This is a genomic window from Microcoleus sp. Z1_A1 (genome assembly GCF_036700305.1).
Lineage (GTDB): Bacteria > Cyanobacteriota > Cyanobacteriia > Cyanobacteriales > Microcoleaceae > Microcoleus.
On record NZ_JAUBOR010000009.1, the window covers coordinates 156,265 to 183,112 of the forward strand.

17 protein-coding genes are annotated in these 26,848 nt (G+C 47.0%); 13 read left to right on the top strand and 4 right to left on the bottom strand.

Features of this window, described 5'->3' with window-relative positions:
• The first annotated feature begins 73 nt into the window (after positions 1 to 73).
• From uvrA to QT973_RS08560, 3 genes are all read left to right on the top strand, one after another.
• A complete protein-coding gene (gene uvrA, locus QT973_RS08550; protein ID WP_333208341.1) occupies positions 74 to 3,034 on the top strand; it encodes an excinuclease ABC subunit UvrA in 2,961 nt (986 codons plus the stop codon).
• Positions 3,035 to 3,230: 196 nt separating this feature from the next.
• Positions 3,231 to 6,005 (top strand): DNA methyltransferase, encoded by a 2,775-nt coding sequence (locus tag QT973_RS08555; protein WP_333391176.1) that lies wholly within the window; start codon positions 3,231 to 3,233, stop codon positions 6,003 to 6,005.
• A gap of 24 nt (positions 6,006 to 6,029) precedes the next feature.
• Positions 6,030 to 7,448, top strand: a complete 1,419-nt coding sequence (locus QT973_RS08560) for an ATP-binding protein (RefSeq protein WP_333391178.1) — start codon at positions 6,030 to 6,032, stop codon at positions 7,446 to 7,448.
• A 72-nt stretch (positions 7,449 to 7,520) separates the two neighbouring features.
• On the opposite strand, the gene QT973_RS08565 is transcribed toward QT973_RS08560, so the two are convergent.
• A complete protein-coding gene (locus QT973_RS08565) occupies positions 7,521 to 7,697 on the bottom strand; it encodes a hypothetical protein (protein ID WP_333391179.1) in 177 nt (58 codons plus the stop codon).
• Between the two features lie 142 nt (positions 7,698 to 7,839).
• On the opposite strand from QT973_RS08565, the gene QT973_RS08570 reads away from it, so the two are divergent.
• The 6 genes from QT973_RS08570 (at position 7,840) to QT973_RS08595 (ending at position 14,034) form a co-directional block, all read left to right on the top strand.
• A complete protein-coding gene (locus QT973_RS08570) occupies positions 7,840 to 8,070 on the top strand; it encodes an addiction module protein (protein WP_333053276.1) in 231 nt (76 codons plus the stop codon).
• Positions 8,071 to 8,275: 205 nt separating this feature from the next.
• Positions 8,276 to 9,937, top strand: coding sequence for an AIPR family protein (locus tag QT973_RS08575; RefSeq protein WP_333107679.1), 1,662 nt, complete (start codon positions 8,276 to 8,278; stop codon positions 9,935 to 9,937).
• A 13-nt stretch (positions 9,938 to 9,950) separates the two neighbouring features.
• Positions 9,951 to 12,083 carry a DEAD/DEAH box helicase gene (locus QT973_RS08580; protein ID WP_333053274.1) on the top strand — a complete coding sequence of 711 codons (2,133 nt, stop codon included), beginning with the start codon at positions 9,951 to 9,953 and terminating at the stop codon, positions 12,081 to 12,083.
• On the top strand, positions 12,076 to 13,266 hold the full coding sequence (locus tag QT973_RS08585; RefSeq protein WP_333208336.1) for a GIY-YIG nuclease family protein: 1,191 nt from the start codon (positions 12,076 to 12,078) through the stop codon (positions 13,264 to 13,266). The genes QT973_RS08580 and QT973_RS08585 overlap by 8 nt, the downstream gene beginning before the upstream one ends.
• Before the next feature lie 43 nt (positions 13,267 to 13,309).
• Positions 13,310 to 13,726, top strand: coding sequence for a XisH family protein (locus QT973_RS08590; protein WP_333262887.1), 417 nt, complete (start codon positions 13,310 to 13,312; stop codon positions 13,724 to 13,726).
• Positions 13,714 to 14,034, top strand: coding sequence for a XisI protein (locus QT973_RS08595; RefSeq protein ID WP_333053271.1), 321 nt, complete (start codon positions 13,714 to 13,716; stop codon positions 14,032 to 14,034). Before QT973_RS08590 ends, QT973_RS08595 begins: the two co-directional genes overlap by 13 nt.
• Before the next feature lie 189 nt (positions 14,035 to 14,223).
• On the opposite strand, the gene QT973_RS08600 is transcribed toward QT973_RS08595, so the two are convergent.
• Entirely contained in the window at positions 14,224 to 14,718 is a 495-nt protein-coding gene (locus QT973_RS08600; RefSeq protein WP_333053270.1) for a GAF domain-containing protein, read from the bottom strand.
• A gap of 486 nt (positions 14,719 to 15,204) precedes the next feature.
• Between QT973_RS08600 and QT973_RS08605 the strand changes: the two genes are divergently transcribed.
• Entirely contained in the window at positions 15,205 to 15,981 is a 777-nt protein-coding gene (locus QT973_RS08605) for an alpha/beta hydrolase (protein WP_333053269.1), read from the top strand.
• Between the two features lie 153 nt (positions 15,982 to 16,134).
• Here the strand turns inward: QT973_RS08605 and QT973_RS08610 are convergent, their stop codons facing one another.
• Entirely contained in the window at positions 16,135 to 16,566 is a 432-nt protein-coding gene (locus tag QT973_RS08610) for a pyridoxamine 5'-phosphate oxidase family protein (protein ID WP_333053268.1), read from the bottom strand.
• 830 nt (positions 16,567 to 17,396) lie between these two features.
• Here QT973_RS08610 and QT973_RS08615 point away from each other — a divergent pair.
• Positions 17,397 to 18,764: a hypothetical protein gene (locus QT973_RS08615; protein ID WP_333208330.1), complete on the top strand. Its 1,368-nt coding sequence runs from the start codon at positions 17,397 to 17,399 to the stop codon at positions 18,762 to 18,764.
• Between the two features lie 548 nt (positions 18,765 to 19,312).
• On the top strand, positions 19,313 to 24,802 hold the full coding sequence (locus QT973_RS08620) for a response regulator (RefSeq protein ID WP_333053266.1): 5,490 nt from the start codon (positions 19,313 to 19,315) through the stop codon (positions 24,800 to 24,802).
• A 64-nt stretch (positions 24,803 to 24,866) separates the two neighbouring features.
• Here the strand turns inward: QT973_RS08620 and QT973_RS08625 are convergent, their stop codons facing one another.
• Positions 24,867 to 25,574: an ABC transporter ATP-binding protein gene (locus tag QT973_RS08625; protein ID WP_333053265.1), complete on the bottom strand. Its 708-nt coding sequence runs from the start codon at positions 25,572 to 25,574 to the stop codon at positions 24,867 to 24,869.
• Between the two features lie 317 nt (positions 25,575 to 25,891).
• On the opposite strand from QT973_RS08625, the gene QT973_RS08630 reads away from it, so the two are divergent.
• Positions 25,892 to 26,752 (top strand): PEP-CTERM sorting domain-containing protein, encoded by an 861-nt coding sequence (locus tag QT973_RS08630; RefSeq protein ID WP_333208329.1) that lies wholly within the window; start codon positions 25,892 to 25,894, stop codon positions 26,750 to 26,752.
• The last annotated feature ends 96 nt before the right edge of the window (positions 26,753 to 26,848 follow it).

The window sequence follows — 26,848 nt, forward strand, 5'->3', positions numbered from 1 at the left end:
TATTCTTGAGTTTGGATGCCAGCTATTCGATCGGCAGCGCTAAGATGGTTAAGCACTGTTTTGCACTACTCTCATGTCCCAACGCGCCGAAACCTCAAACAGCCAGCCAAGTGCATCCCGCAACGGGCATAATGTGACGAATTCTCACTCTCACAACCAAAATACGATTCGGGTTCGCGGTGCGAGACAGCACAACCTGAAAAATATCGATCTGGAATTGCCGCGCGATCGCCTGATCGTTTTTACTGGCGTCTCCGGTTCTGGTAAGTCTTCCCTGGCTTTCGATACAATTTTTGCCGAGGGACAGCGCCGCTACGTGGAGTCTCTCAGCGCCTACGCGCGCCAGTTTTTGGGACAGTTGGACAAACCGGATGTGGACGCGATCGAAGGCTTGAGTCCGGCTATTTCGATCGACCAAAAGTCAACTTCTCACAACCCGCGATCGACTGTTGGCACTGTTACAGAAATTTACGATTATCTCAGATTACTCTACGGCAGAGCCGGCGAACCGCACTGTCCGATTTGCGATCGCTGCATTGCGCCGCAGACAATTGATGAAATGTGCGATCGAGTCATGGCACTTCCCGACGGCACTCGCTTTCACCTTCTGGCACCAGTTGTGCGCGGAAAAAAAGGCACTCACCGCAAATTATTGTCGAGTTTAGCTGCGGAAGGATTTATTCGCGTCAAAGTTAACGGAGAAATTTTAGAACTTTCGGAAAATATCGAATTAGATAAAAATCATACGCACAATATCGAGATAGTTGTCGATCGGTTAATTAAAAAACCCGGTTTAGAAGAACGTTTAGTTGATTCTCTGGCAACTTGTTTGCGCCATTCTGAGGGAATTGCGATAGTTGAAGAGTTACCGAGTGATGAAAATTCCGAACCACAGGGGCCGATCGTATTTTCCGAAAACTTTGCTTGTCCCGAACACGGCGCAGTAATGGAAGAACTTTCACCCAGGTTATTTTCTTTTAATTCGCCCTACGGCGCGTGTCCGAACTGCCACGGTTTGGGGAGTTTGCGGACTTTTGCGCCGGAGTTGGTAGTTCCCGATGAGAAAGCACCTCTTTATTGTGCGATCGCGCCTTGGTCAGACAAAGACAATTCCTATTATCTCTCTTTGCTTTGCAGTATTGCTGATACTTGCGGGTTTGATATCGACACTCCTTGGTATCGATTAAAGCCCGAACACCAGCGGGTAATTTTGTACGGCAATGAACAAAAGCGCAGCGGAGAAAGTAAAAAGCGCGACGGCAACACTGATTTTAGGAGAGATTTTAATGGCGTAATTTCCATGTTGCAGCGCCAGTACGACGATACTGGTTCTGATTTGATTAAGCAGAAGCTGGAACAATATCGGGTCGATCGCTCTTGCGAGGTTTGTCAGGGCAAACGCTTGAAACCCGAGGCGCTTTCGGTGCGGTTGGGACAGTACGGAATTGTAGATTTAACCAGTATTTCGATTCGCGAATGTCGCGAACGAGTAAATAATTTGGGATTGAGCGATCGGCAATTCCAAATATCCGATTTAGCCCTGAGAGAAATCAAAGCAAGGCTGCAATTTTTGCTCGATGTCGGGTTAGATTACCTGACTTTAGACCGCGCCGCAATGACGCTTTCTGGCGGAGAAGCCCAGCGAATTCGGCTGGCGACTCAAATCGGTTCTGGTTTGACAGGAGTGCTCTACGTTTTGGACGAACCCAGCATCGGACTCCACCAAAGGGACAACTTTCGCCTGCTGCAAACCTTAACAAAATTGCGCGATTTAGGCAATACTTTGATTGTCGTAGAACACGATGAAGAAACCATGCGAGCGGCCGACCATATTGTCGATATCGGGCCCGGCGCTGGGGTACACGGCGGCAAAATTATCTCGCAAGGAAGTTTAGAAAATTTGCTGGCGGCCGAAGAATCTTTGACCGGGGCTTATTTGTCGGGAAAGCGAGTAATTGAAACCCCTAATGAAAGGAGAAAAGGCAACGGCAAAGCTCTCTCAATCATAAATGCGACGCGCAACAATTTAAAAAATATCGATGTAGAAATTCCCCTCGGAAAACTCGTCTGCGTGACAGGCGTTTCCGGTTCGGGAAAATCAACTTTAATCAATGAATTGTTGTACCCGTCGCTGCAACACTATATCACCAAAAAAGTGCCTTTACCACCCGATATGGACGCCCTAAAAACTAAAGGGGAACGCTCTCTCGATGATGTGGTTGATAAGGTAATTGTCATCGATCAATCTCCCATCGGTCGTACTCCGCGCTCTAATCCCGCTACTTACACGGGAGTCTTTGATGTGATTCGGGATTTGTTTGCCGAAAGCATTGAAGCGAAGGCAAGAGGTTACAAAGCGGGCCAGTTTTCTTTTAACGTGAAAGGGGGAAGGTGCGAAGCTTGTGGCGGCCAGGGCGTAAATGTGATTTCGATGAATTTTCTGCCGGATGTTTACGTGCAGTGTGAGGTTTGCAAGGGTGCACGGTACAACCGAGAAACACTGCAAGTTAAGTACAAAGGCAAGTCGATTTCTGATGTTTTGAACATGACTGTCGAGGAATCTTTGGAAATGTTTAAAAATATTCCCAGGGCGGGCGTCAGACTGCAAACTTTGGTTGATGTGGGTTTGGGTTACATTCAGTTGGGACAGCCGGCGCCGACGCTTTCTGGAGGGGAAGCGCAGCGGGTAAAATTGGCAACGGAACTGTCGCGCCGCGCTACTGGGAAGACGCTTTATTTGATTGATGAACCGACGACGGGTTTGTCGTTTTATGATGTTCACCATTTGTTAAATGTGCTGCAAAGGTTGGTGGATAAGGGTAATTCAATTTTGGTAATCGAACACAATTTAGATGTGATTCGGTGCTGCGATTGGGCGATCGATTTGGGGCCTGAAGGGGGAGATAAGGGCGGCGAAATTATTGTGGCGGGAACGCCGGAGGATGTGGCGGCAAATCCTCGTTCTTATACTGGGAAGTATTTGCAAGCGGTTTTGCAGCAGCATCCTTTGGGGGAGGCTGTAGCCGTTAGTTAATTCTCACTAAAGCACCTAACCTTCGATGAAGGGAAATGCTGATGGGGAGTAAGAAAGATGTAGGCGATCGCCCTCCACCCCAAAACGCTGCGATCGCAACCCCCATAATCGAAAATCAAGGTAAAATCCAAAATTGCGTTAAGAGGCGATAATGGAACCTCTGAGCTACCGCCCCTGAGCTACCTATGGTGGAACTATGAATGCAGTCGAAATCGAAGAAGCAGTTTCCAGGCTCGCTGAAGCGCCCTTTGACTCGGAAGAGTTCCCCTTTGCCTTCCTCGAAGCCTTTGGTAACAAGCCGACGACTCTCAAGCGGCTCAAAAGCAAAAGCGGTGGCTCCAACCAATCGGATCTCGGTGGCTTGCTCCAGCGTAACAATATCCATGTGAAGGTTTGCCCCGAAGGCGAGGTGACAAACACCCTCACGGCGTTGCGAGATAGTGCGGCGACGGCTCGGTATAAGGTTAAGTTTATCCTGGCCACCGATGGCAAAAGTTTTGAGGCGGAAAACCTCGCTGATGGGGAGATAGTCGCTTGCGATTACCCCGATTTTCACAACCATTTTGGTTTTTTCCTGCCATTGGCGGGCATTACGACAGTCAAGCAGATCCGTGAGAACGCCTTTGATATCAAGGCTACGGGGCGCCTCAACCGCTTGTATGTCGAGTTGCTGAAGGAGAACCCGGAGTGGGACAAGGCCGATCGCCGGGAAGCGTTAAATCACTTCATGGCGCGACTAATCTTCTGTTTCTTCGCGGAGGATACGAATATCTTTCACAGCAATGCCCTCTTCACTGCCACGATCGAACAAATGAGTGCCAGTGATTCCTCGAATACGCACGAGGTGCTGTCGGAGATGTTTCGGGCGATGTGTACGCCGCTTAAGGATCGGGAGGCGGCGAAGATTCGGAATTGGGCAGATAGATTCCCCTATGTGAATGGAGGGCTGTTTTCGGGTGGGGTGGCGGTGCCGCGTTTTAGCAAGATTGCCCGATCGTACTTACTTCATGTTGGCAATCTGGACTGGACAAAGATTAATCCCGATATTTTCGGCTCGATGATTCAGGCGGTGGCGGATGATGAGGAGCGGGGTGCGTTGGGGATGCACTATACGAGTGTGCCCAACATCCTCAAGGTGTTGAATCCGCTGTTTTTGGATGATTTGCGGGAGCAATTGGAGGCAGCGGGGGAGAATGCCCGCAAGCTGCTGAATTTGCGGCAACGGATAGCGCGAATTCGGGTTTTCGATCCGGCTTGTGGATCGGGGAATTTTCTGGTGATTGCCTATAAGAAAATGCGCGAGATTGAGTGGGAGATTAATCGTCTTCGGGGTGAGCCCGATCGCAAATCTGAGATTCCGCTGACGAATTTTCGAGGGATTGAATTGCGTCACTTTTCCTGTGAGATTGCGCGGTTGGCGTTGATTATTGCGGAGTATCAATGTGATGTGATGTATCGAGGGCCAAAGCTGGCGCTGGCGGAGTTTTTGCCGCTCAAAAATGATAACTGGATTACCTGTGGGAATGCGTTGCGGCTGGATTGGTTGAGTCTTTGTCCGCCGACAGGAACGGGGGTGAAGGTGCAGCGCGAGGATTTGGATTTGTTTGGCGAGATGCGGGAAGTGGCGGAGATTGATTTTGAGAATGAGGGAGGGGAAACCTATATTTGTGGGAATCCGCCCTACCAAGGCTACAGTGATCGCGATCAAGAACAGAATTCTGAGATGGACTACGTTCTAAACGAGTGGGGGAACGTCAAAAGACTTGACTATATTGCCTGCTGGTTCAAGCGGGCATCAGAATACATGGACTACGAAAATGCCAAATGTGCCTTTGTTTCTACAAATTCAATTTGTCAGGGTGAACAGGCATCCTTGCTGTGGCCAAACGTATTTTCTATGGGACTGGAAATATTTTTTGCTCATCGATCCTTTGATTGGCGAAATAATGCGAAAGACAATGCTGGCGTAACTTGTGTCATTGTGGGCTTTGGCAAGGTGGGAATTCGTAAGAAGGTTATCTTTGATGATCAGATTGCAAAGGCGGCTGAGAATATCTCTCCTTATTTGATCGATGGTCCCTCAATCGTTATGGAACAAAGAAAGACTTCTATCTCTGGACTTCCTGACATGGCCTTGGGAAGTAGTGCGATTGATGGTGGCTATTTGATCCTTGATTGGGATGAGCGAGAAAAAATATTGCGCTCTCATCCTGAAGCTGCGAAATATATTAAGCAGTTTTTTGGTGGTGCCGACATCATTAAGGGTGTTCATAGGTTCTGTATATGGATTGAAGATGAAGAGGTTGAAGAAGCCATAACAATTCCTCAGATAGCGACAAGAATTGATGCGTGCCAACAATATCGACTCAGTGCCGGACGCGATGCTAAGAAAGCAGCCAGCGTTCCTCATCGTTTTTTCTACCGTAAATACAAAGAACAGGAAGCCATCGTCGCCCCAAGGACATCATCAGGACGGCGGGAGTATCTTCCTGTTTCTTTCATAAGACGTGGAATTGTAGTCAGCGAAGGTGCTCTTGTCGTTTATGATAGCTCCCCTTCTCTCTTTTCTTTAATGTCATCCAAACTTCATGCAGTGTGGCTAGCCACAACGAGCGCAAGACTGCGAACAGATTATCGGTATTCTGTTAACCTCACATATTTTACCTTCCCCGTCCCCACTCTCACCGAGCAAAACAAAGCCGACCTCACCCGCTGCGCCGAAGATATTCTGCTAGCGCGAGAGCACTATTTCCCAGCCACGATCGCCGATATGTACGATCGCGATCGTATGGATACCGAATTCCCTCTGGTTAGGGAAGCGCACGATCGTAATGACGAAATCCTCGAACGAATCTACATTGGTCGCCGCTTCAAAAACGACACCGAACGCCTGGAAAAACTGTTTGAATTGTACACCAAAATGACCACCCAGCAAACGCCCCAAAAAAAGTCTGCCAAACGTAAAATCTAGCCATCAAAACCGACAAAGAACAATATGGTTACTCTTGAAAATCTAGAGCAATGGTTGCTCGCTCCCGCTGAAACAGAGAGGCTTGAATTTAAGGAAGCTAAACAGCAATATGACACAACCAAACTTTTGCGTTACTGCATAGCTTTAGCCAATGAGGGTGGTGGTCATCTCGTCTTCGGTGTCACCAATAAACCGCCTCGAAATGTAGTCGGGACGCAAGCGTTTCCATCTGCAACTTCTCTTAATGATATTAAAGCTTTAATAGTTGAGAAGCTGAGATTTCGGGTAGAAGTTACAGAGTTAAACCATTCCAATGGTCGGGTATTAGTTTTTGAAATACCCACCCGTCCCGTAGGGCAAGCATTCACGTTTGAGGGTGCATATTTAATGCGGGCGGGTGAAGATTTGGTGCCAATGACACCGGATATGCTCAAACGCATTTTTGCGGAAGATCAACAGGACTGGTTTTCCCAATGCGCTCGATCGGATGCCAGCCCTGATGATATCATTGCGCTCCTCGATACCCAAACATACTTTGAGCTGCTAGACATACCCTACCCAACCAGTCGCGATGCGGTCTTGGAACGATTGCAGAGTCAAGATTTAATCAAACAAACCTCTCAAGGTTGGACAATCACAAATCTCGCTGCTATTCTTCTGGCGAAAAAGCTGGATGCCTTCTCCTCTGCCTTAGCTCGTAAAGCCCCCCGTGTCGTTATTTATGAGGGGATAAACAAGCTCCAAACCCGCGACGATAAGACAGACAATCGTGGCTATGCAGTTGGCTTTGAAGGCTTAGTCGATTTCGTCCATTCAGCAGCACCGCAAAATCGATTCATTGAAGAAGTCATGCGGGAAGAAATTAAGATGTTCCCAAAACAGGCACTCAGAGAGTTGATTGCTAATGCTCTAGTGCATCAGGAGTTTCTAGCCACAGGCGCTTCAGTGATGATCGAGATGTATAACGATCGGATTGAAATTTCTAATCCCGGCATCCCACCCATTCAAGTAGAACGCTTTATTGACGAATATCGTTCGCGCAATGAGCAACTTGCCGACCTCATGCGTCGTTTTGGCATTTGCGAAGAAAAGGGTAGTGGTATTGACAAAGTAGTGAGTGCGGCAGAGGTCTTTCAACTACCTGCGCCAGATTTTCGGGTCGGTGAGACACGCACGATATCCATCCTATTCGCTTACCAAGATTTTTCTGACATGAGTAAATCCGATCGAATTCGAGCCTGCTATCAGCATTGCTGCCTGCTATACGTCAGCAACCGACAGATGTCGAAGCAGACCCTACGAGAGCGCTTTGGGTTTGACGAGTCAAAGAATGTCTTGGTCTCTCAAGTGATTGGTGCTACCAAGGAAGCGGGGTTAATCAAAGCAGATGACTCTGCTTCTACCTCGACTCGCTATGCTCGTTACCTCCCTTTTTGGGCATGAAAGTGCTTAAACGCAAATCCACATAACGAAGATCCAAAGCTTAAAACCCTGATGAATCAAGGATTTAAGTGCTTAAAAGCAAATGGGAGTCACCCTGAAACCATGCCCCCCAACCTCCGCGCAGACCACGCTACTCCAAAGAAGTCGCTGCACGATCGCATCTACATCGATCGCCACTTCAAAACGACACCGAACGCCTCGAAAAACTGTTTGAATTGTATACAAAGATGACCAGTCAGCAGGCATCATCGAAAAAATCTGCCAAACCTAAAGGAGGTAAATGAGGAGAAGTGCGATGGCTGCGCCCCGGCTTGCGCCTACGAGCTACCAAAATGACCCGTTAAATACAAAATGTTAAAATCAGACTAGCCTCTTATAGCCAAACGAGCCAATGCTAACCCTAGACCAACTCATTTCAGAAGCAACTGCATTACCAGATGCAGCCAAGGCTATCCTCATTGACAAAATTGTGGAGAGCATGGAAAGACAAATCGATCGAGATATTTTATTAGAAGGCGTGCAGAAAGCTCAAGAACGCATTGCCGAAATTGATAGCGGCGCAGTTCAAACTATTCCCGGAGATATTGCCTTAGCCCAAATACGGCAACTTGCACAGCAATGAAATATGAATTTCACCCAGTAGCCCTGCAAGAATATGCAGAGGCTGTGCAATCTAGACTTGAAGGGTTTTACGAATATCGTCGATTTAACTAACTGGCTTCAGCAAAAGAATTAAAAATTCTCAACTATCTCATAATCAAGCCGACCATATTCCCGCCTAGACTGAATGAAGCGAATTCTTGAGAACATACTAAGTAAATAAGTACATGGACATTAATGCATCTATCATTGACCAACGTTTAGCATCAGTCGTTAACGATATTCGTCAAAAGTCCGCCGAAGAATTGCACATCCAAGATGAAGGTAAAATCAAGTCCCTCGCATTTGTATACCTATGTGTTAGAACCATCTTGGATTTAGAAGATGACGACGCTTTCGAGTGCCTGACCGAAGGATCTGGTGACTTTGGCGTAGATGCCATGCACATTTCCGAAGAGTATGATGGTGAATTTACAGTTAGCTTGTTTCAAGCAAAATACAAAAACAAGCTAGCAGGAGATTCTAACTTTCCCCAAGAAGGCATTGAAAGTTTAATCAACGCAATTCAATACTTATTTAATCCAGCAGCTAGACTAGAACATATTAATCAACGACTGCTCGCAAAAGTCGAAGAAGCTCGTAGTTTGATTCGGGATGGTTACATCCCACAGGTTCGGGCATTAGCCTGTAACAATGGCCTAAATTGGAATGCGTCTGCACAGGAAGCTATTGAACGCACTGGCTTCGGCAGTCAAGTTACGTGGGAGCATATTAATCACGAACGCTTGGTCAAAATTCTGCAAGCTTCCAAACCCGTAAAAGATTCTTTGCAACTAAGTGGCAAGGCGATCGTTGAAGATATGGAATTTAGCCGAGTATTAGTTGGCAGAATTTCCGTCACCGAAATCGCAGCACTAATTGAACGACATGGTGAACGATTATTAGAGCGGAATATTCGTCGTTACTTAGGCTTGCAAGGTAATCGCGTCAATGAGGCTATTAGAAACACTTTAACCAGCGATGAGAAGAACAATTTCTACTTTTACAATAATGGGATAACCCTAACTTGTGAAAACTTTTCGTACAACGCTTTGCAAGATGGTAATTATCAGGTGCGTGTCGAAAATTTACAAATTATCAATGGAGGCCAAACCTGTCTGACCATATTCAAAACTTTGCGTGACAACAATTTGCTTCATGAAAATGCCCAAGCTTATGTTCTGCTTCGACTTTATCAATTACCTCATGAAAACGAAAGTTTAGTTCAAAGAATCACTTATGCTACTAATAGTCAAAATCCAGTAGATCTTAAAGATTTACGCGCTAATGACGAACTCCAGCAAAGACTGGAAATAGATATTCAGCAATTAGGATTCAATTACCGCCGGAAGCGTTCTGATTCTAGTACCCGTCCGATAGATATTACTTCAGGAGTAGCTGCTGAAGCCATACTATCTGTTTGGCGAGAAAAGCCTCATCAAGCAAAATTCTTCTCGCGCGAGCATTTCGGAAAACTTTATGACGCAATCTTCACCGACCAATTGAGCGGATCGCAAGTTGTAATTGCCGTTCAGCTTTACAGAATTGCAGAAAATCGTCGCAAAAGACCAAATCCTGCCGATCCAGATGTTGTTCGCTATGCTTCATGCTTTATTGCCATGCAGATGGGACGCAAGCTTCTTGCTGATTTGAATATTCAGATGAAAGACATTAGCCATCAGAATTTTCAATCGGCACAGCATCTGATTGAACAAAATAGCGAAGCCTATTTCGATGCCTCAGTACAGGATATTCAACGTGCGCTGCAAGATCTTTATGGCGAACAAGAGATTTCCTTACAGCAGCTATCTGCAACCTTTCGGCGTGGCGATTTAATCAGTAGACTTTGACTTACCAAAATGAATGTCCGATAAGTGCTACCGAACAGCCTGTCAATCGCAAAACCAAAGTTTACCACCCATGAGCAAACCGATCGCGATTCCCTCAGTTTCCGTCACCTACGCCCAGGATGGCACCTCCACCCGCCCCAACGCCCTCGGTATGCGCCCCATGCAAGAACGCGCCTACCAAAAGCGCGGCGAACAATACCTCCTGATCAAATCGCCTCCCGCCTCCGGCAAAAGTCGGGCATTGATGTTCATCGCCTTGGACAAACTAGAGAACCAGAACCTCAAACAAGCCATCATCGTAGTACCAGAAAAGGCGATCGGCTCCAGCTTCCACGATGAGCCGCTGAGTCAGTTTGGCTTTTGGGCCGATTGGCAAGTTGAGCCGAAGTGGAATCTCTGCGACGCACCGGGAAACGACGGCGGCAAAGTGGGCGCGGTGCAGAAGTTTCTAGCCAGCAATGCCAAGATTCTGGTCTGCACTCACGCCACATTCCGCTTTGCCGTGGACAAATTCGGTATCGAAATCTTAGACGATCGCCTAATCGCCATAGACGAATTTCATCATGTTTCGTCCAACCCAGACAACAAGCTGGGCGATCGTGTGCGCCAACTCATGGCCCGCGACAAAACCCACATCATAGCCATGACCGGCTCCTACTTTCGCGGCGATGCCGAAGCTGTGTTGCACCCCGAAGACGAATCCCGATTCGATACCGTCACCTACACCTACTACGAACAGCTCAACGGCTACCAATACCTGAAGCAACTCGACATCGGCTACTACTTCTACGCGGGTAGCTACACCGACGAAATCGTGCAGGTGCTAAACCCCAAAGAGAAAACCATCCTGCACATTCCCAACGTCAACTCCCGCGAAAGTACGAAGGACAAGATCCGCGAGGTGGAGCACATCATCGAGGAACTGGGCGAATGGCAAGGCACCGATCCCAACACGGGATTTCAACTCGTCAAAACCGCCGACGGCACGATCCTCAAAATCGCCGATCTCGTAGACGACGACCCCACCAAACGGGATAAAGTCGCCACCGCCCTAAAAGACCCCACCCAGAAGAACAATCGCGATCGTGTGGACATCATCATCGCCCTCGGCATGGCAAAGGAAGGTTTTGATTGGATCTGGTGCGAGCACGCCCTGACGATCGGCTACCGCTCCAGTTTGACAGAGATTATTCAGATTATCGGTCGCGCCACCCGCGATGCACCAGGGAAAACCCGCGCTCGGTTCACCAACCTGATTGCCGAGCCGGATGCCGCCGAATCTGCCGTCACCGAGGCAGTGAACGACACGCTCAAAGCCATTGCGGCCAGCCTACTGATGGAGCAGGTGCTCGCGCCGCGCTTCGAGTTCAAACCCAAGCGCCCCGACAATCAACCAACACCGGGTTTCGACTACGGGGAAGATGGTTACAATCCTGGCAAGTGCAACGTAGGCATCAATCCAGAGAGAGGCCTGATTCAAATGGAAATTAAGGGATTAGCCGAACCCAAGAGCCCGGAAGCCGAACGCATCTGCCGCGAAGACTTGACCGAACTGGTGACGGCTTTTGTCCAAGATAAGCCAACGATCGAGCGCGGCCTATTTGATGAAGAACTGGTGCCGGAAGAACTCACCCAAGTTCGCATGGGCAAAATCGTCAAAGAGAAGTTCCCAAATCTAGAAGCGGAAGATCGAGAAGCCGTCCGCCAACACGCGATCGCCGCCCTAACCCTCGTCCAACAAGCTAAAAAAACCATGAACGAAAGTGGTGGGCAGTACGCCACAAATCCTGGTGGTGGGGAAGCAGCGAAAAACACCTCACTCCTCGATGGGGTGAGGAAGTTCGCCCTATCGGTAACAGACCTCGATATGGATCTGATCGATCGCATCAATCCCTTTGGCGAAGCCTATGCCATTCTGGCTAAGTCCATGAGCGAAGAACGGCTGAAGCAGGTGGCAGAAGTCATTGCGGCTAAGCGAGTAACCCTTAGCGTGGAAGAAGCGCGGGAATTAGCCAAACGGGCGCTGCGGTTCAAGCAAGAAAAAGGCAGGTTGCCCTCTCTCACAGCAGTCGATCCCTGGGAAAAACGGATGGCAGAAGGAGTTGCCTTCCTGCAACGCAAAGTGAAGGAGGAAACTAATGCCTAAGTACACCACCGATGATGATTTGGAATTGCTCGGTGAATTGGGCATGGACATGACCCCCGAACCCTCCGGCCAGCGTTCTGCCAGAGAAGAGCGGATCGTCGCAGGCTTTGAGGAGATCGAGCGGTTTGTGGAAGAATATGGCAGACTGCCCCAGCATGGGGAAGATCGCGATATCTTCGAGCGGCTTTATGCAGTACGGCTCGATCGCCTGCGAGAATCGGAGGAATGTCGTGCAGTCTTGGAACCCCTAGACTCACGCAGACTGTTAGATGCTGAGACTGATGCCAGCCCGATCACAGAAAGCAATCTGACAGATGAAGCACTGCTGGCCTCCCTGGGAGTCGATGCAGCCTCAGAGAACGACGTTACCCAGCTTACTCATGTGCGATCGCGCAGCGAAATCAAAGCAGCCGAGGAAATCGCCCAACGTACTCCCTGTCAGGACTTTGATGAATTCAAACCCATCTTTGACAAAGTGCAACGGCAATTGCAGTCGGGGGAACGGCAAACCATCAAATATCAAGACTATGCAGCCGTCAAGGAAGGTGATTTGTTCATCCTTGATGGGCAGAAGGTGATGGTGGTCGATATGGGTGAGCCGTTTGTCAGCGACTATGGTCGATCGGACTGCCGGTTGAGGGTGGTTTATGACAATGCCACCGAGAGCGATTTGCTGTTGCGATCGCTCCAGCGTGCTTTAAATAAAGACAAGGCCAGCCGCCGCATCACCACCCCAGATTTCGGCCCCCTATTTTCTCACATTGAAGCAGCAGACGACTTACCAACTGGGTACATTTACGTGCTCAGGAGCCAATCGGATCACCCCTTCATTGCGGAGAATCGGTCTATTATTCACAAGATCGGCGTCACCGGAGGAGACGTAAAAAGCCGAATTGCCAACGCCAAGAAAGACCCCACCTATCTACTAGCAGATGTGGAAATCGTCGCAAAATTCAAACTGGCAAATATGAACCGGAAGCGACTTGAGGCACTCCTTCAGAAGTTCTTCGCCAGTGCTCGATTGGATTTGGAATTACAGGATCGCTTCGGTATACCAGTGCAGCCAAGGGAGTGGTTCCTCGTTCCACTAGAAGTCATTGAGGAGGCGATCGAAAAAATCAAGGAAGGAACCCTCGATCAATTCCGGTACGATCGGGAGACAGCAAGTCTCACGCGATCGTAATGCTATCTAAGGGGAATACGTCCAATTAGAACCCAAACTAAAAATGGCAAAGGATCTCTTCCACAACAGGGTCAAAATCGCCCTACAAAAAGATGGCTGGAAGATTACCCACGATCCCTACCAGTTACGCTATGGTGTTGCTGATGTCTACATCGATCTTGCAGCCGAAGAAGCGATCGCCGCTGAAAAAGAAGGACGTAAAATAGCTGTAGAAGTCAAAAGTTTCGTAGGTGGCTCCACCATTTCTGAATTCCACACTGCCCTCGGTCAATTCCTCAACTATCGCGTTGCCCTCGAAGTCTCTAGCGAACCCGAACGTATACTCTATCTGGCAGTGCCCACCGATACCTACCAAATGTTTCTCAGGTTTGAACCCGCAAAAACTGTCATCGAACGTTATGAAATTCGACTAATTGTTTATAATCCAACTCGTGAGGCGATCGACCAATGGATAGACTAAACGAATACCGCAAAATTGTTTGTGACTTTCTCGAAGACTTTTCTAAAAATGACGCAAATGCTCAGCTAATATTCGATTTCGCCCGCGATCGATACCTCGTTATGCACAACGAATGGCGCGACGAATATCGCATCTATGGGTGTGCCATGCAGCTTGATATCATCGAAAATCAAATCTGGATTCAACACAACAGTACCGAAATCTACATCGATCGAGAACTGATTCAACGCGGCGTGTCTCCTCAAGATATCATTCTTGGGTTTCGCTCCCCCAGCATCCGAAAACTCCTTGCCACCAACTATTCCTAGAGACCAAGGTTTGGAACAGTTAGATGGATAAGTAGTTAGACAGAATTAATTACACAAAATAGAATCTGAAATTCTCTTCCCGTAAGCTTTGCAACATTATATATGTGTAAATATTTCTGTCTCGGTTTTCGCATATATATTTTATGCTCGATACCCCAACTGTCACCAAGCAGAATCTGGGATTAAATATTAACTATCTTGAATTGTGGGAGACATTGCCATATTTTGTGCTTGTTGCTGCATGAATTCAATGTCCGATCGCGACCAAGTGCGGGGCCCGCTGCACTGATGAGCAATTAACAGCCCCCACAGTCCTTTGTTTGTTAAAATTGGCACGACTAAATTGGCGCGAACTTTCAGGCTAAGCAGAAAATCTCGGTGACATGGGTTAATTGGTTCTACTTCAATATCTGCAATTGCTTTAACTCTGCCCGCTTCGTACAAAGCAGCGTATTCGCCGCTAAAACATTCGTCTGGCCCCGTTGAACCCAAGATTGAGAGTTCGATCGCACTTAACATCTCGTAAGTCACTCGACCTTGCCACTGTTTGTAAAAATGATAAAGCACCGCGCGATCGCTCTGCAAAACTTCTCGAATGTCGTAGAGGGATTTTTCAACTAATACATCGCGCTTTAGACGATCTGTCAAGCGGTTAACAATGTTTTGCAGGCGATCGCCCGACATAGTATTAACTCCTTTAGTTCCTAGTACACTCGCCCGATCTTAATTATTGAACTGGCGCTATCAACAAAACTCAATTTCTTGCGCTTCGAGATTTTCGCGCGCTCTAAAATGAGTAATTTTTGGCTTAACAGTTGTCTGGATGCCAGCAACATTATACTATTATTTTGACAGAGATAGCAATCTTTTTGGGAAACGGGCAATGGCGTCGGGCCCCGCAAGCTACGGCTTTTTTTCGCGAAGAACCACCGATGGGACGCCTGTTCCACAAATGAAGAGAAAAGGAAGAGTTTACAAGTGCTGGGAGAATTGCTAGATCGGCCTAAAGTTGGTTCCTCTTAAAGAGAGGAACTGCTAGGCTATCTCGATAGCTAGAGGAAGCATCAAATATGTCTGTGCTAGAAGGAAGCTGCTTGGAAACACGAATTTATCGCTACGAACGGCATTAAACTGCACTATGTCACTCAAGGTTCTGGGCCGCTGATGCTGATGCTGCACGGATTTCCTGAATTTTGGTATTCTTGGCGGCATCAAATCCCAGAATTTGCATCAGATTATAAAGTTGTCGCTGTGGATCTCAGGGGTTACAACGACAGCGACAAACCTCGCGATCGATCTGCTTACGTTATGGCAGAGTTTGTGCAAGATGTCAAGGGCATTATTCAGGGTTTGGGATACGAAAGTTGCGTCTTAGTTGGTCACGACTGGGGAGGTGCGATCGCCTGGAATTTTGCTTATGCTTATCCCGAAATGGTGGATAAATTAATTGTGATGAATCTACCGCATCCGGCCAAGTTTGCTGAAGGGTTACGCACTCCCCAACAATTGCTGAAAAGTTGGTACATCTTTTTATTTCAGTTGCCAGTTTTGCCGGAGTTGTTAATTCAGTGGGACGACTATCAAGCAATTTCGGCTGCTTTGGAAGGTATGGCAGTTGACAAAAGCACCTTTAGTCCCTCAGATATCGAAGCTTACAAAGATGCCGCTGCCAAACGGGGCGCTCTGACTGCTACTATCAATTATTACCGCAATATTGCTCGCGGATTTCTCGATCGCCAGAATTGGAGCGTGCTGGAAGTTCCGACGCTGATGATTTGGGGAGAAAAAGATGCGGCCCTCGGCAAAGAGTTAACCTATGGAACCGCAGATTACGTGCGGGATTTTCAGATTCATTACATTCCTAATTGCAGCCACTGGGTGCAGCAGGAACAGCCGCAGTTAGTGAATCGGTACATGAGAGATTTTTTGGCAAGCAAAGCTGTTTGAGCTGATATTTGGCACTATTTTCTCCGGCCGCACTTTTTTGTAATTTCTAGTGTTGGAGGCGCTCTGACGATCGTAAACCGGGTTTTTTACCGAGATTGAAAATCTTAATTAAGTATTTTCGTAAAAAACCCGGTAACAAGTGAGTCTCGACGTTCACCGACTGCTGATTCCCTCCGTCGTGCGCCCGCTCATTTCCCAGGGCTGAATGCGGTAAATTGCGATGGTCTCCGCACGCCCTTGCGAGTCAATCCAGGTGCGATTGATGGCGGGCGAAAGTTTGGGGTTGTGTTCTTTGACCAATTCCATCGCGCGATCGATGTCTTCCTGCTGCGTAAGGCGTTCTGCTCGCCCGTTCACGACAACGCTGCGCCAGTGTTCCATATCGCGGACTTCTTCCACTTGCAAGCAGACTTCTGGATTGCCGTCGATATACTTCGTTTTCATCCCGACTGTTGTGAAAATGTATATGTCCGAATCTTGGAGATAATAGTGCATTGGCACAACGTAGGGAAGCCCTTCAAATACACAGCCGAGGTGTCCGTGTCCTACTTGCTGCAAAAGTTCTTGTATTTCTTTTGAACTCATTTCATCAATATCTAACATTTTTATGCTCCTTTAAGACTTACTCTAGAGAAATCCATCGATGTTTTAGGTTGCTTCACGAGTGGGGCTTTGGGTCTAATTATTGCATTTTTGATGCGCCTGTTTTGTGGCTATAAACAAGTATAGAAGTTCTCCGAGCATAACCTAGGTTGGTCACCAATATCATCTACCTTTAGACCGATATATTTTTTGTGGGGAAAATTGTAGGATTTGGGAAATAAACCCTCGGCAATTGCTGAGGGTTTAATGTTTTTATTAAATGGCGATCGTCTAATTAATTAATAAAAGCGTTTTTTCCTAACGGGACTTAAACAAATTTTCAGCCCAGATCAAGCCCAAACTCACTTTATCTGCAGCTTGGGCGTCCATGTTTTGTTGTTACCCGCGAACAAAAGGCGATCGTCCCTTGGAATGCTCTGACCTATCTTTTTTAACACAAGTCGATCAAATATGAGGCCTGGCTGGCTTTCCGGCGGCGTTGTCACCCCGCCAGATATTTAACGCAATTTATAGGGTTAATTGTTATACCCAAATATTTTACTGTGGTTGTTCGAGGTGAACCTTCACTTTTGACTGCTACCTGTGCTATTTTACTTTATGTGTTAATTCGGGAAATTGGTATAGTTAATGCTTTTTTATTACAATAGCTAACAAACTCGATCGCCCGTTAAGTTAGATTAGCGATGGGTATATTTACCTCGAACAGAAAATAACCTAAATTAGTAGTTAATAATCACGTGTTATCAAAAACTAGAATTCTGATTTTTTTTCTAGGTGTTTTAATTGCCATCAGCCTAGGGTTGTTCATCGGAATGACAACTTTTGCTCAAAACATCGAAACAATTAAAATTTCCGGCACTGCTGCGGGTGTCAGCACTCGCTACATCGGTGCAGTCGAAGGCAATATCAATTTCGACATCAAAGATTTGCAAGATTTGGGAATTAATACCTACCGCATTTACGGGGGTATGTCTCGATGGGAAGCTGAAGATGATGATGGTAAATACGGTTGGCCATCTATTGACGAAATTAAGACAAATCCCAATATAATTAATTGGGCACATTGGGATCAGATGATGACTAATCCGCCCCAGGGTAGCGATTATTGGTGGTCGGGACGACCAGGTAGGGTTTGGCAAGGCAATGCCAGGACTATTTTTAATAGTCTCAAACAAGCAAATATTCGCCCGGTTGTGAGTATTCGTAATGTTGATAATAACTGGAATCCCAGTTGGGCACTGCAACTGAATCCGCCGCGCACAGGAGAAGATTGGAACGAGTGGTGGGAACACGTTTTTGCTACGGTTTATTGGCTGAATGTTCGCAATGATTACCGCGTTGATGATTGGGAAATTCACAACGAACCGGACAATCGCGATCAGGGTTGGGGCGGGACTAGGGCTGACTATTTTGAATTGGTTAAGGTGGCAAAAGATGCGATCGACTTTGTTTATAAAACTTATTTGCCTTCGCGCACTTACCGCATCCACGGCCCGAAAACCATAGGCGGCAGCAATTGGCCGGCTAGTGCTTTGCAGGAAATACCGAATTATTTCGATACAGTCAATGTCCACAACTACGATGCAGATATTTCTAGCTACACCCGCAAAGTGCGCGGCTGGATGAACGGTACTGTCCGCGCTAACTCGCAGCTTTGGGTAGGAGAATGGGGAACTTACAACATGAGCTACGGTGATTTATCTTTAGCTTTAAATTTGATTAAGAATTTGATTCGAGGTTCTCAACCGGGGGATAATTATATTGACGGCAGTCACATATTCTGTTTGTACGACTGGGGCAAGCCCGCAGGGGCGGAAGGTTTGCTAGGGGACGGGGGAAAACGGCGCGCAGGCTACTATGCTTTACGGATGGGAATTAGGGCTTTGCAGGGCGGGAAAGCTACCTTTTTTCCTATCACTAATAGTTCGGATTTAATGGCAGTTGCAACTCTTGATGCTAGCAAGAATGTTTACTTGCTGGTTGTCAATGACCGAGCAACATCTTACACTGTTAATGCTGATATTTCGGAGCTGATAAAAACTGGTAATGGCACGGTGCGGGAGTTCAGTTCTAAAACAATGGATGAGGTTGTTGGTAGCTTAAGGCTCAAGGGTGGCAATGCGAGTTTTACACTGGCAGGGAACAGCGCTATTCTCATCAAGTTCGATCGCCAGAATTGAAGCTCAAATCCTCTGGGCCATAATTGGGATAAGATAGAATTAGTTATGCTCAAAATTATTTATTTTCTGCCTGCTTGGCCTTGGAACCCTGGAACCCTCGAACCCTCGAACCCCCAATTGCACAGTTGCAATACCTAAATGTCATGTTGTGATTCCCCTCCTGTCGCTGGTAAATTGGTAGGGTGCAGGTATCTGGCCTCAAACAGAATGTGAGCGAGAGTTCCGTTGAGGGGCAGAAAGTAGGGTGCAGTCTAGACAATCGCAGAAATTCTTGCTCGTAAACCCGCAGCAGTTAGGCTAGGCGAGGAATTACCCGCCCGCCTTCATGTCCGCCCTCTGGCAGATAGCATTGGTTCTGGAAGTCAGAAGCCGTCAATTATCAGGATATGGCACGGAATTAATTTTAAATGCCAAGATGCTGGAAGTATGGGTGAGTTGAATCGTACAGAAACTTTGAGCGCGCTTGGAAATCTCGCGGGTAAAGCCTCTCAATCAACCTGCTGCTCGCGATCGGCTTTTTCCAACAAATATCACTTTTATGCCCCCTGATGTTTATTCCCTCCCTCAGTCAGGTCATCAACCGCAATCCCCTCACCGTCACCCCTGAGACGCCCGTAGAAAAGGCGATCGAGCTGATGAGTAGCACAGGAGCCAGTTACGTCCTCGTGGTAGAACCGCGCGGGAATTATCAACTCGGAAATCCCACGAACGGGACTTCCCCACAATCGCGGGAACAGTCGGGTTTCTACAACGGTGTACCGCGTGCGCTACACGCAGGAGGCAACGGGCGGCCTCTCAACGGCTCAAAAGCTCCCTATCCTAGCAGCCAGACAGTGCTGGGGATTTTTACAGCGCGAGATATCGTACAGCTAAATTCGATCGGCGCTGCTTTGAGGGGATTTGCGATCGAGCAAATCATGATCAGAACCGTAACTGTAGCCAGAGAATCGGAAATTCCCGACTTTTTTGCCTTAGCCAATCTGCTGGATAAAAATCAGATCAGCCATTTGCCCGTCGTCAGCGAGGCTGAAGAACTTGTCGGTTTAATTAGCTCTCAAAGCTTGGTGCAAGTGTTGCAGGAAATTGGGGAATCGACACCAAAAGCAATTAGCAGCGCTTCGCTACCTGCGGCTTTCGCGTTCCCTCCGCCGCTGCCAATTGTGCATCAAAAATTAGAGCTGCCCGCAAGTTTAATTAAACTTTATCAAATCCCTCAAATAGCAGCTTCACGAATAATTCACGCTCCTTCTAATTCTTCGGTTCGCTACTTGGCGCAACTGATGTTTAGACACAATGTTAGTTATGTATTAATCACTGAAACCCCCGATCAACACTCGACTGGTGCTGCTCACAATTCCAAATTTACAAATCCCAACATTCACAAACTGGTTGGGGTGGTAAGTTCGCGGGATATCGTGCAGTTGCAGGCCCTGGGAAGAGACTCTAACAAAATTAAAGCGGGAGCAATTTGCAGCAGTTCGCCGCCACTGGTGCGATCGCACTCTAGCCTCGAAGCAGCCGTGGCGCTGCTGCAAAAACACTACTGCCAGTTGCCTTTATTAGTCATCAACGAAACAAATCACCCGATCGGGATTATTAATCCTAAAACTATCCTTTTACAAGCGCTGGATTCCAAATCTCTGCATTCTGGCTTAATTGCTTTGCAGCGCCAGCTAGAATCTAGCAACGCTCAATACAAAAAACTCTCAGCAGAAATACAGCGGACAGCAGCAAATAGCCACGAGATGGCTGAAATTTCTTACCACAGTTTCGTAGAGCGGCCAAATCTCCCCCCTGCAGTCAACAATCAGGGGATTTGGGACTGGAATCTCGAAACAGATGAGTTTTTTTATTCGGCGCGGTGGCAAGAAATGCTGGGCTACCAAGAAGGGGAAATCTCGAATCGCCGATCGGAATGGTGGAGTCGCATCCACCGAGATGATATTGACTCGGTAAAGGCAGCTTTAGAAGAACACTTCGCCCAAAAGACACCGGATTTTGCAGCCGAATATCGGATGTACTGTAAAGACGGCAGCACTGTCTGGGTGCTGAACCGGGGTCAAGTTTTACGCAGCGCTACTGGCAAACCGCTGCGGGTAGTAGGAACTCATACAGATATTACTCTAAACAAGCAGTTTGAAGTCAAAAACCGCGAGCACGATCGAGAACAATTCCATCTATTTGACTCTTTGAAAGCAACAGTAATTTTCCACATAGATGCGGCGGGGGTTTGGAAATTCCTCAACCGCGCTTGGACGGAAATTACTAATTATGCGGTTTCCGAAAGTTTGCAAACTAATTTTTTAGAGTGGGTGCATCCAGATGAGCGCGAGCAATGTGCAAATTTATTGGAGTCTTTGCTGTCCGGGAAGTCGGAATTTGAACGGCGAGAACTGCGATTTAAGTCCAAGTCGGTTTCGGAAAAAAACTCCTTGGGAATTCACAGTAATTCCGGCTTTGTTTCCGTAGAATTATTTGCCCAAGTCCGCCGGAATTCGCAAGGCGAAATAGCGGGAATTTTCGGGACTTTGCACGATGTCTGCAACCGCCTCGAAGGAGTTGAGGAACTGCGGGAAAGTGAGCGGGCAATTCGATCGCTCTACGAGGTAATGGTGAGCTCGGAAGGCTCTTTTGACGATCGAACGATCCGGTTGCTGGCGATGGGCTGTAGTCAGTTTGGGATGGATATCGGGCTGTTGGGCAGGGTTTTGGGCGATCGCTACGAAGTGATTTCGGCTTATGTACCGGAAGATTTTCCCTTTGGATTTGCTAAAGGAGACGGTTTTGCTTTGAGCAGAACCTTTGAGCGAGAGGTTTTGCGATCGAGCGAACCTATTTCTGTCGAATCAGCCGGCACTACTCAGTGGCGCAACCACCCCGCTTACAGCGTCCGCAAGTTGGAGGCTTTTGTGGGGACGAGGGTAATAGTGCAAGGGCGAATTTATGGCACTTTGAGCTTTACTTCTCGCACCACTAAATCTCCTTTTAAACCGCTGAATTTTGAAATTTTAAAGTTGATGGGCAATTACATCGGCGCAGAAATTGCCCGCGAAGAGCGAGAGCGAACTTTGCAACGTCAGTACCAGCGCGTTTTACTACTCAAACAAATTACTCAAAAAGTGCGATCGACTTTAGACACTCAAGAAATTTTTCAAACTACCGCCACCCAAATCGGCCGCGTATTTGGTGTCAATCGCTGTACAATTCACACCTATCTTTCGGAACCTTATCCCCACCTTCCTTGCGTCGCGGAATACTTAGAACCCGGTCACGAATCGGCTTTAGATTTAGAACTTTCTGTCACTTATAACCCCTACACAGAAAAACTTCTCGCTGAAGATATAGCCCTGGCATCTCCCGATGTGTTTGCCGATCCTTTGCTGGAATCTTCGGGGCCGATGTGCCGCCGCATCGGATTAAAATCTATGTTGGCTGTTCGCACTTCCTATCAAGGAGAACCGAATGGAATTATTACTTTGCACCAGTGCGATGCAACTCGCCAGTGGAATCCAGACGAAATTGAACTGTTAGAAGATGTTGCCGCTCAAGTTGGCATTACCTTAGCTCAAGCACAACTTTTAGAAACCGAAGTTCAGCGACAGCGACAGTTAGCAGAGCAAAATGAAGCTTTGGATCAAGCACGACAAGCGGCGGAAGTTGCTAATAGAGCTAAGAGCGAATTTTTAGCAACGATGAGTCACGAAATCCGCACTCCGATGAATGCGGTCATCGGGATGACGGGCTTGCTGCTGGATATGGAACTAACTCCAGAACAGCGGGATTTTGTGGAGACAATTCGTACCAGCGGCGATGCTTTGCTGACTATTATTAACGATATTCTCGACTTTTCCAAGATTGAATCTGGAAAATTGGATTTGGAACGCAGCCCCTTCGAGCTGCAAAACTGTATAGAAGAATCTCTAGAATTACTGGCTCCTAGAGCCTCAGAAAAAGGTTTAGAGTTGGCTTATTTTATTGATGATTCTGTGCCAAAAAACATTTTAGGAGATGTCACGAGACTGCGCCAAATTTTGGTAAATTTGCTGGGCAATGCAGTTAAGTTTACAGAATCTGGAGAAATTGTGGTGTGCTGTACGGCTAGGCAAATTGAACCGGTAGCTGCTAAGAGTTCGCCGGAAAAAATTAATATTCTAGATCCACAACCGCTAGCAATTAACCAGGGAGAGTTGGCACGTAGCAAACAATACGAGATTCAATTTGCTGTCCAAGATACGGGAATTGGTATTCCGCCAGACCGGATGGATCGCCTGTTTAAAGCTTTTTCGCAGGTGGATGCTTCGACAACACGACATTACGGCGGGACGGGTTTGGGACTGGCTATCAGCCAGCGTTTGAGCGATATGATGGGCGGTACAATGTGGGTTGTCAGCCAGGTTGATCCCCGAAGTTCTAAGTCTCAACCGGGAGTTTCTGCCGGACAAAGTATCGCTGGAAGGTCGCCAGAAGAATTTACTCCGCCCTTGATATCGGGTTCGGGTTCGATTTTTTATTTCACGGTGACTGCTGAAGCGAATGACATCCGGGCTGAGGAAAAAAGACCGGAATTTGCCGCTGGTAAGCGCTTGTTAATTGTTGAGCATCATGCCATTAACCGGCAAGTTTTGATCCGGCAGGCAGAGTCTTGGGGAATGATACCCGTGGCTGTAACTTCGGGTGCTGAGGCTTTGGAAATCATCAAAGGAAACTCGCCGCTCGATTTAGCTATTTTGGCGATGAATCTACCAGATATGGACGGTGTGGCTTTGGCTGTGGAGATTCGGAAATTTGAGCAGAGCAATTTGTCTGGCGACGACGGCTTAAATCCGAATGTCATCGTTAAAAACCCTCGCAAAATAGCACTACCTTTGGTACTGTTTACTTATTTAAGTAAGGCGGAAGTTTGGAAAAAACTTGAAACTACAGAAGTACATTTTTCGGCTTTTTTAACTAAGCCTTTAAAACAGTCCCAGTTTTATAATGTGTTGCTGCAAGTTTTTGGATATGTTACTGGCAGAAGCGGCAGGGGAGAAGTTTCAAATGTGGTGACTTTGACTTCGGGATTGAAGTATTTTGAAAATTCTCAAGAACAACACCGCGCGCAGCGGACGCCTGCTGTTTTGAGGCAGGTTGCGACGAATTCTGCCGGACAGGATGGAGCTAATTCTAGTCAGATTCGGATCTTGCTGGCGGAGGACAATGTGGTGAATCAAAAAGTGGCTACGCATTTACTCGACAGGATAGGATATCGGGCTGATATTGCGGCTAATGGGTTGGAGGTTTTGGAGGCGCTGAAGCGGCAATCTTACGATGTTGTGCTGATGGATGTGCAGATGCCGAATATGGATGGGTTGGAAGCGACGCGCCGCATTTGTCAGGAATGGCCTGCTAACAAGAAGCCGAGAATTATTGCGATGACTGCTAATGCGATGCAGGGCGATCGCGAAAAGTGTCTGGAAGCAGGTATGGACGATTATATTACTAAGCCGGTACGCCGGGAAGAGTTGGCGATCGCCTTGAGCAAGTGCTCACCTCTGATTCGGGATGAATTGGATGCGGTAACAGAGGAAAACAATCAAGATATTTCTGATGACATTGACAGTGATGCTGCGGCATCTTCGAGCGTTCAACCGGGAGCCGATTCGCCGATTGATTTTCATATTTTGCAAAATCTCCGCGAGCTAGACGATGATGAAGATCCGGATTTTTTGGGGGAGCTGATCAAGATATATTTGGTAGACGCACCGCAACATTTAGAAACTATTAAGGAGGCTATTTTTCTCGGCGATGCTGATAGTTTGAAGCTGGCTTCTCACACGCTGAAGTCGAGCAGCGCCAATTTAGGAGCGGTGTCTTTTTCTGCTGTTTGCAAGGAGTTGGAATATATGGGTCGCTTGGCGGTTGAGTCGGGAGGGGAACAGGTTTTTGATGTGAGTACGGCGCGCGATCGCCTGTTGGAAGCCCAAGCGGAGTGGGAAAAGGTGCGGGCGGCTTTTGAGACGGAATTGGAAACGGGGAAGTTGCGATCGCAAATAGGGTAATTGCTAATTGGTAATTGGTAATTGCTGTTACCGATTACCCATTACCGATTACCAGAATAGTTATTTAACTTTCACCTAAATAGGCTTTGCGAACAGTTTCATTTGACTGCAAATCGCTAGCAGTACCGGCGACTACAACCTGACCGGTTTGGATGACATAGCCGCGGTGGGCTACACTTAAAGCCATACGGGCGTTTTGTTCCACCAGCAAAATAGTTGTTCCTTCAGCATTAATATCGCGGACGATCGCAAAAATTTGACTGACTAACATCGGTGCCAATCCCATACTCGGCTCGTCCAATAATAACAAGCGGGGGCGCGACATCAAAGCCCGGGCGATCGCCAACATTTGCTGTTCCCCGCCGCTGAGAGTTCCCCCTTTTTGACTAATTCTTTCTCGCAAACGAGGAAATAAATTTAATGCTTTTTCCATATCGGACTTGATACCTAGAGTATCGTTGCGGAGATAAGCACCCATTTCCAGGTTTTCTTGCACCGTCATTCGCGGAAAAATCAACCGCCCTTCGGGACTTTGAGAAATCCCCAAACGGACGATCGCCTCTGTAGATAGTGCTTCTAAAGGCTTTCCCTCAAATAATACAGTGCCGATTCGCGGGCGCAGCAGTCCTTGAATCGTGCGGAGAGTGGTCGTTTTCCCCGCCCCGTTGCTGCCGATTAATGTCACAACTTCTCCCTGCGAGACTGTTAGCGATACCCCTTTGAGAGCGTGGATATTTCCGTAGTAGGTGTGAATGTTTTTAATTTCTAGCATGATTACTCTTTCTGCTTTGTGCCTTTTTATATTATCCCGACTAATTATAAAATTTTATTGCATTTATTTAAAATCAAGCTTTTTTAGAGTAAACAGTAATTTTACTTAGATCAAGACCCGCCCTAGCTCCCATAGAATCTATTTTTAGTAGCTGTGGCGACCAACTTTACATAATTTTTACTTAAACACAAGATTTCTTGACAGTAGCTTTACAAAAATCTCTAAGTATATAGCTAGTATTGATACGTAAGCGCAACCAACCGCTACAAGTTACCAATAACAGCACTTAAAATGTTTCAAATTTAAGGAAATTTACCATGAAATTCAATCACTGTAGCGGAACGATCGCATTTTTATTAGCAACTCCTTTAGTAACCAGCTTGAGTGTAGGTATTGCGCCCAGCCGTGCTGCCACAATAGCCGGTTCTGCCGCAGCAGTAACGATTAACAACTTCCGTCACACCCCGACTGAGACAGGTACATTTACTAACACTAAAACTCAGACAATAGCTAACAGCGGTGCAGCCATTAGCCAAGCGAACGCTGAGGCATTTTTTATATCTAACTGTCACGAATTGCTGGCAACAAATCTCTCGCAAAGTGAAGTCATAGGCAGCGGGAATAACTATTCTGGTTTAGCCCAAAGTCAAGCAGCAGTTATCGGCGACTTTTCTATAAAGGCTAAAGAAACTTTTTCCTTCACTGTTCAGACTATTTTACATCTTTTTACATCTGTTAGTAATCCCCAATCAGAACGGGCTAGCGCCCAAGGCAGTATATCTTTTGCATTAATTGACACTGTTTCTAACATTCTTTTAGAATCATTTCAATTTGGGATCGGTTTGCACTCTTTTAAAGCCCCGGAATTGAGTGTGTCATACAACCTCGCTGGAAACTTTAATCCAACACAAATTAATTTTGCTTTTCTGGCTGAAGGTAATACAAAAAGCCTGAGTTTGTATACTTCGGGAGTGTATTCGCGGACTTTTGACAGCACCACTAATTTAAGATTAGTAGAAGTTAAGAACAATATGGCAGTGGCACAAGCGCAACCAGTCCCCGAAGCAGAACCAGTTCCCGAACCTACTACTATATTAGGCACTGCCCTATTTTTCGGTTTCCTGGCGAAGGGGAGAAAATTTAAGAATCAATTCTCTGAAGTTAAATCAAAAGTTTAGGAATGATGCAAAACATCTAAGGATCGTCAATTAAATAATTTCCCTTTTTTCTTGTGGGATGGGCGTCCCGCCCGCCCAGAAAGGACGGGCGGGACG

Excerpts from the sequence above, each read along its gene's own strand:
- uvrA (WP_333208341.1), top strand. The coding sequence starts at position 74 with ATGTCCCAACGCGCCGAAACCTCAAACAGCCAGCCAAGTGCATCCCGC.
- QT973_RS08555 (WP_333391176.1), top strand. The coding sequence starts at position 3,231 with ATGAATGCAGTCGAAATCGAAGAAGCAGTTTCCAGGCTCGCTGAAGCG.
- QT973_RS08560 (WP_333391178.1), top strand. The coding sequence starts at position 6,030 with ATGGTTACTCTTGAAAATCTAGAGCAATGGTTGCTCGCTCCCGCTGAA.
- QT973_RS08565 (WP_333391179.1), bottom strand. The coding sequence starts at position 7,697 with ATGATGCCTGCTGACTGGTCATCTTTGTATACAATTCAAACAGTTTTT.
- QT973_RS08570 (WP_333053276.1), top strand. The coding sequence starts at position 7,840 with ATGCTAACCCTAGACCAACTCATTTCAGAAGCAACTGCATTACCAGAT.
- QT973_RS08575 (WP_333107679.1), top strand. The coding sequence starts at position 8,276 with ATGGACATTAATGCATCTATCATTGACCAACGTTTAGCATCAGTCGTT.
- QT973_RS08580 (WP_333053274.1), top strand. The coding sequence starts at position 9,951 with ATGTCCGATAAGTGCTACCGAACAGCCTGTCAATCGCAAAACCAAAGT.
- QT973_RS08585 (WP_333208336.1), top strand. The coding sequence starts at position 12,076 with ATGCCTAAGTACACCACCGATGATGATTTGGAATTGCTCGGTGAATTG.
- QT973_RS08590 (WP_333262887.1), top strand. The coding sequence starts at position 13,310 with ATGGCAAAGGATCTCTTCCACAACAGGGTCAAAATCGCCCTACAAAAA.
- QT973_RS08595 (WP_333053271.1), top strand. The coding sequence starts at position 13,714 with ATGGATAGACTAAACGAATACCGCAAAATTGTTTGTGACTTTCTCGAA.
- QT973_RS08600 (WP_333053270.1), bottom strand. The coding sequence starts at position 14,718 with ATGTCGGGCGATCGCCTGCAAAACATTGTTAACCGCTTGACAGATCGT.
- QT973_RS08605 (WP_333053269.1), top strand. The coding sequence starts at position 15,205 with ATGCTGCACGGATTTCCTGAATTTTGGTATTCTTGGCGGCATCAAATC.
- QT973_RS08610 (WP_333053268.1), bottom strand. The coding sequence starts at position 16,566 with ATGAGTTCAAAAGAAATACAAGAACTTTTGCAGCAAGTAGGACACGGA.
- QT973_RS08615 (WP_333208330.1), top strand. The coding sequence starts at position 17,397 with ATGACAACTTTTGCTCAAAACATCGAAACAATTAAAATTTCCGGCACT.
- QT973_RS08620 (WP_333053266.1), top strand. The coding sequence starts at position 19,313 with ATGTTTATTCCCTCCCTCAGTCAGGTCATCAACCGCAATCCCCTCACC.
- QT973_RS08625 (WP_333053265.1), bottom strand. The coding sequence starts at position 25,574 with ATGCTAGAAATTAAAAACATTCACACCTACTACGGAAATATCCACGCT.
- QT973_RS08630 (WP_333208329.1), top strand. The coding sequence starts at position 25,892 with ATGAAATTCAATCACTGTAGCGGAACGATCGCATTTTTATTAGCAACT.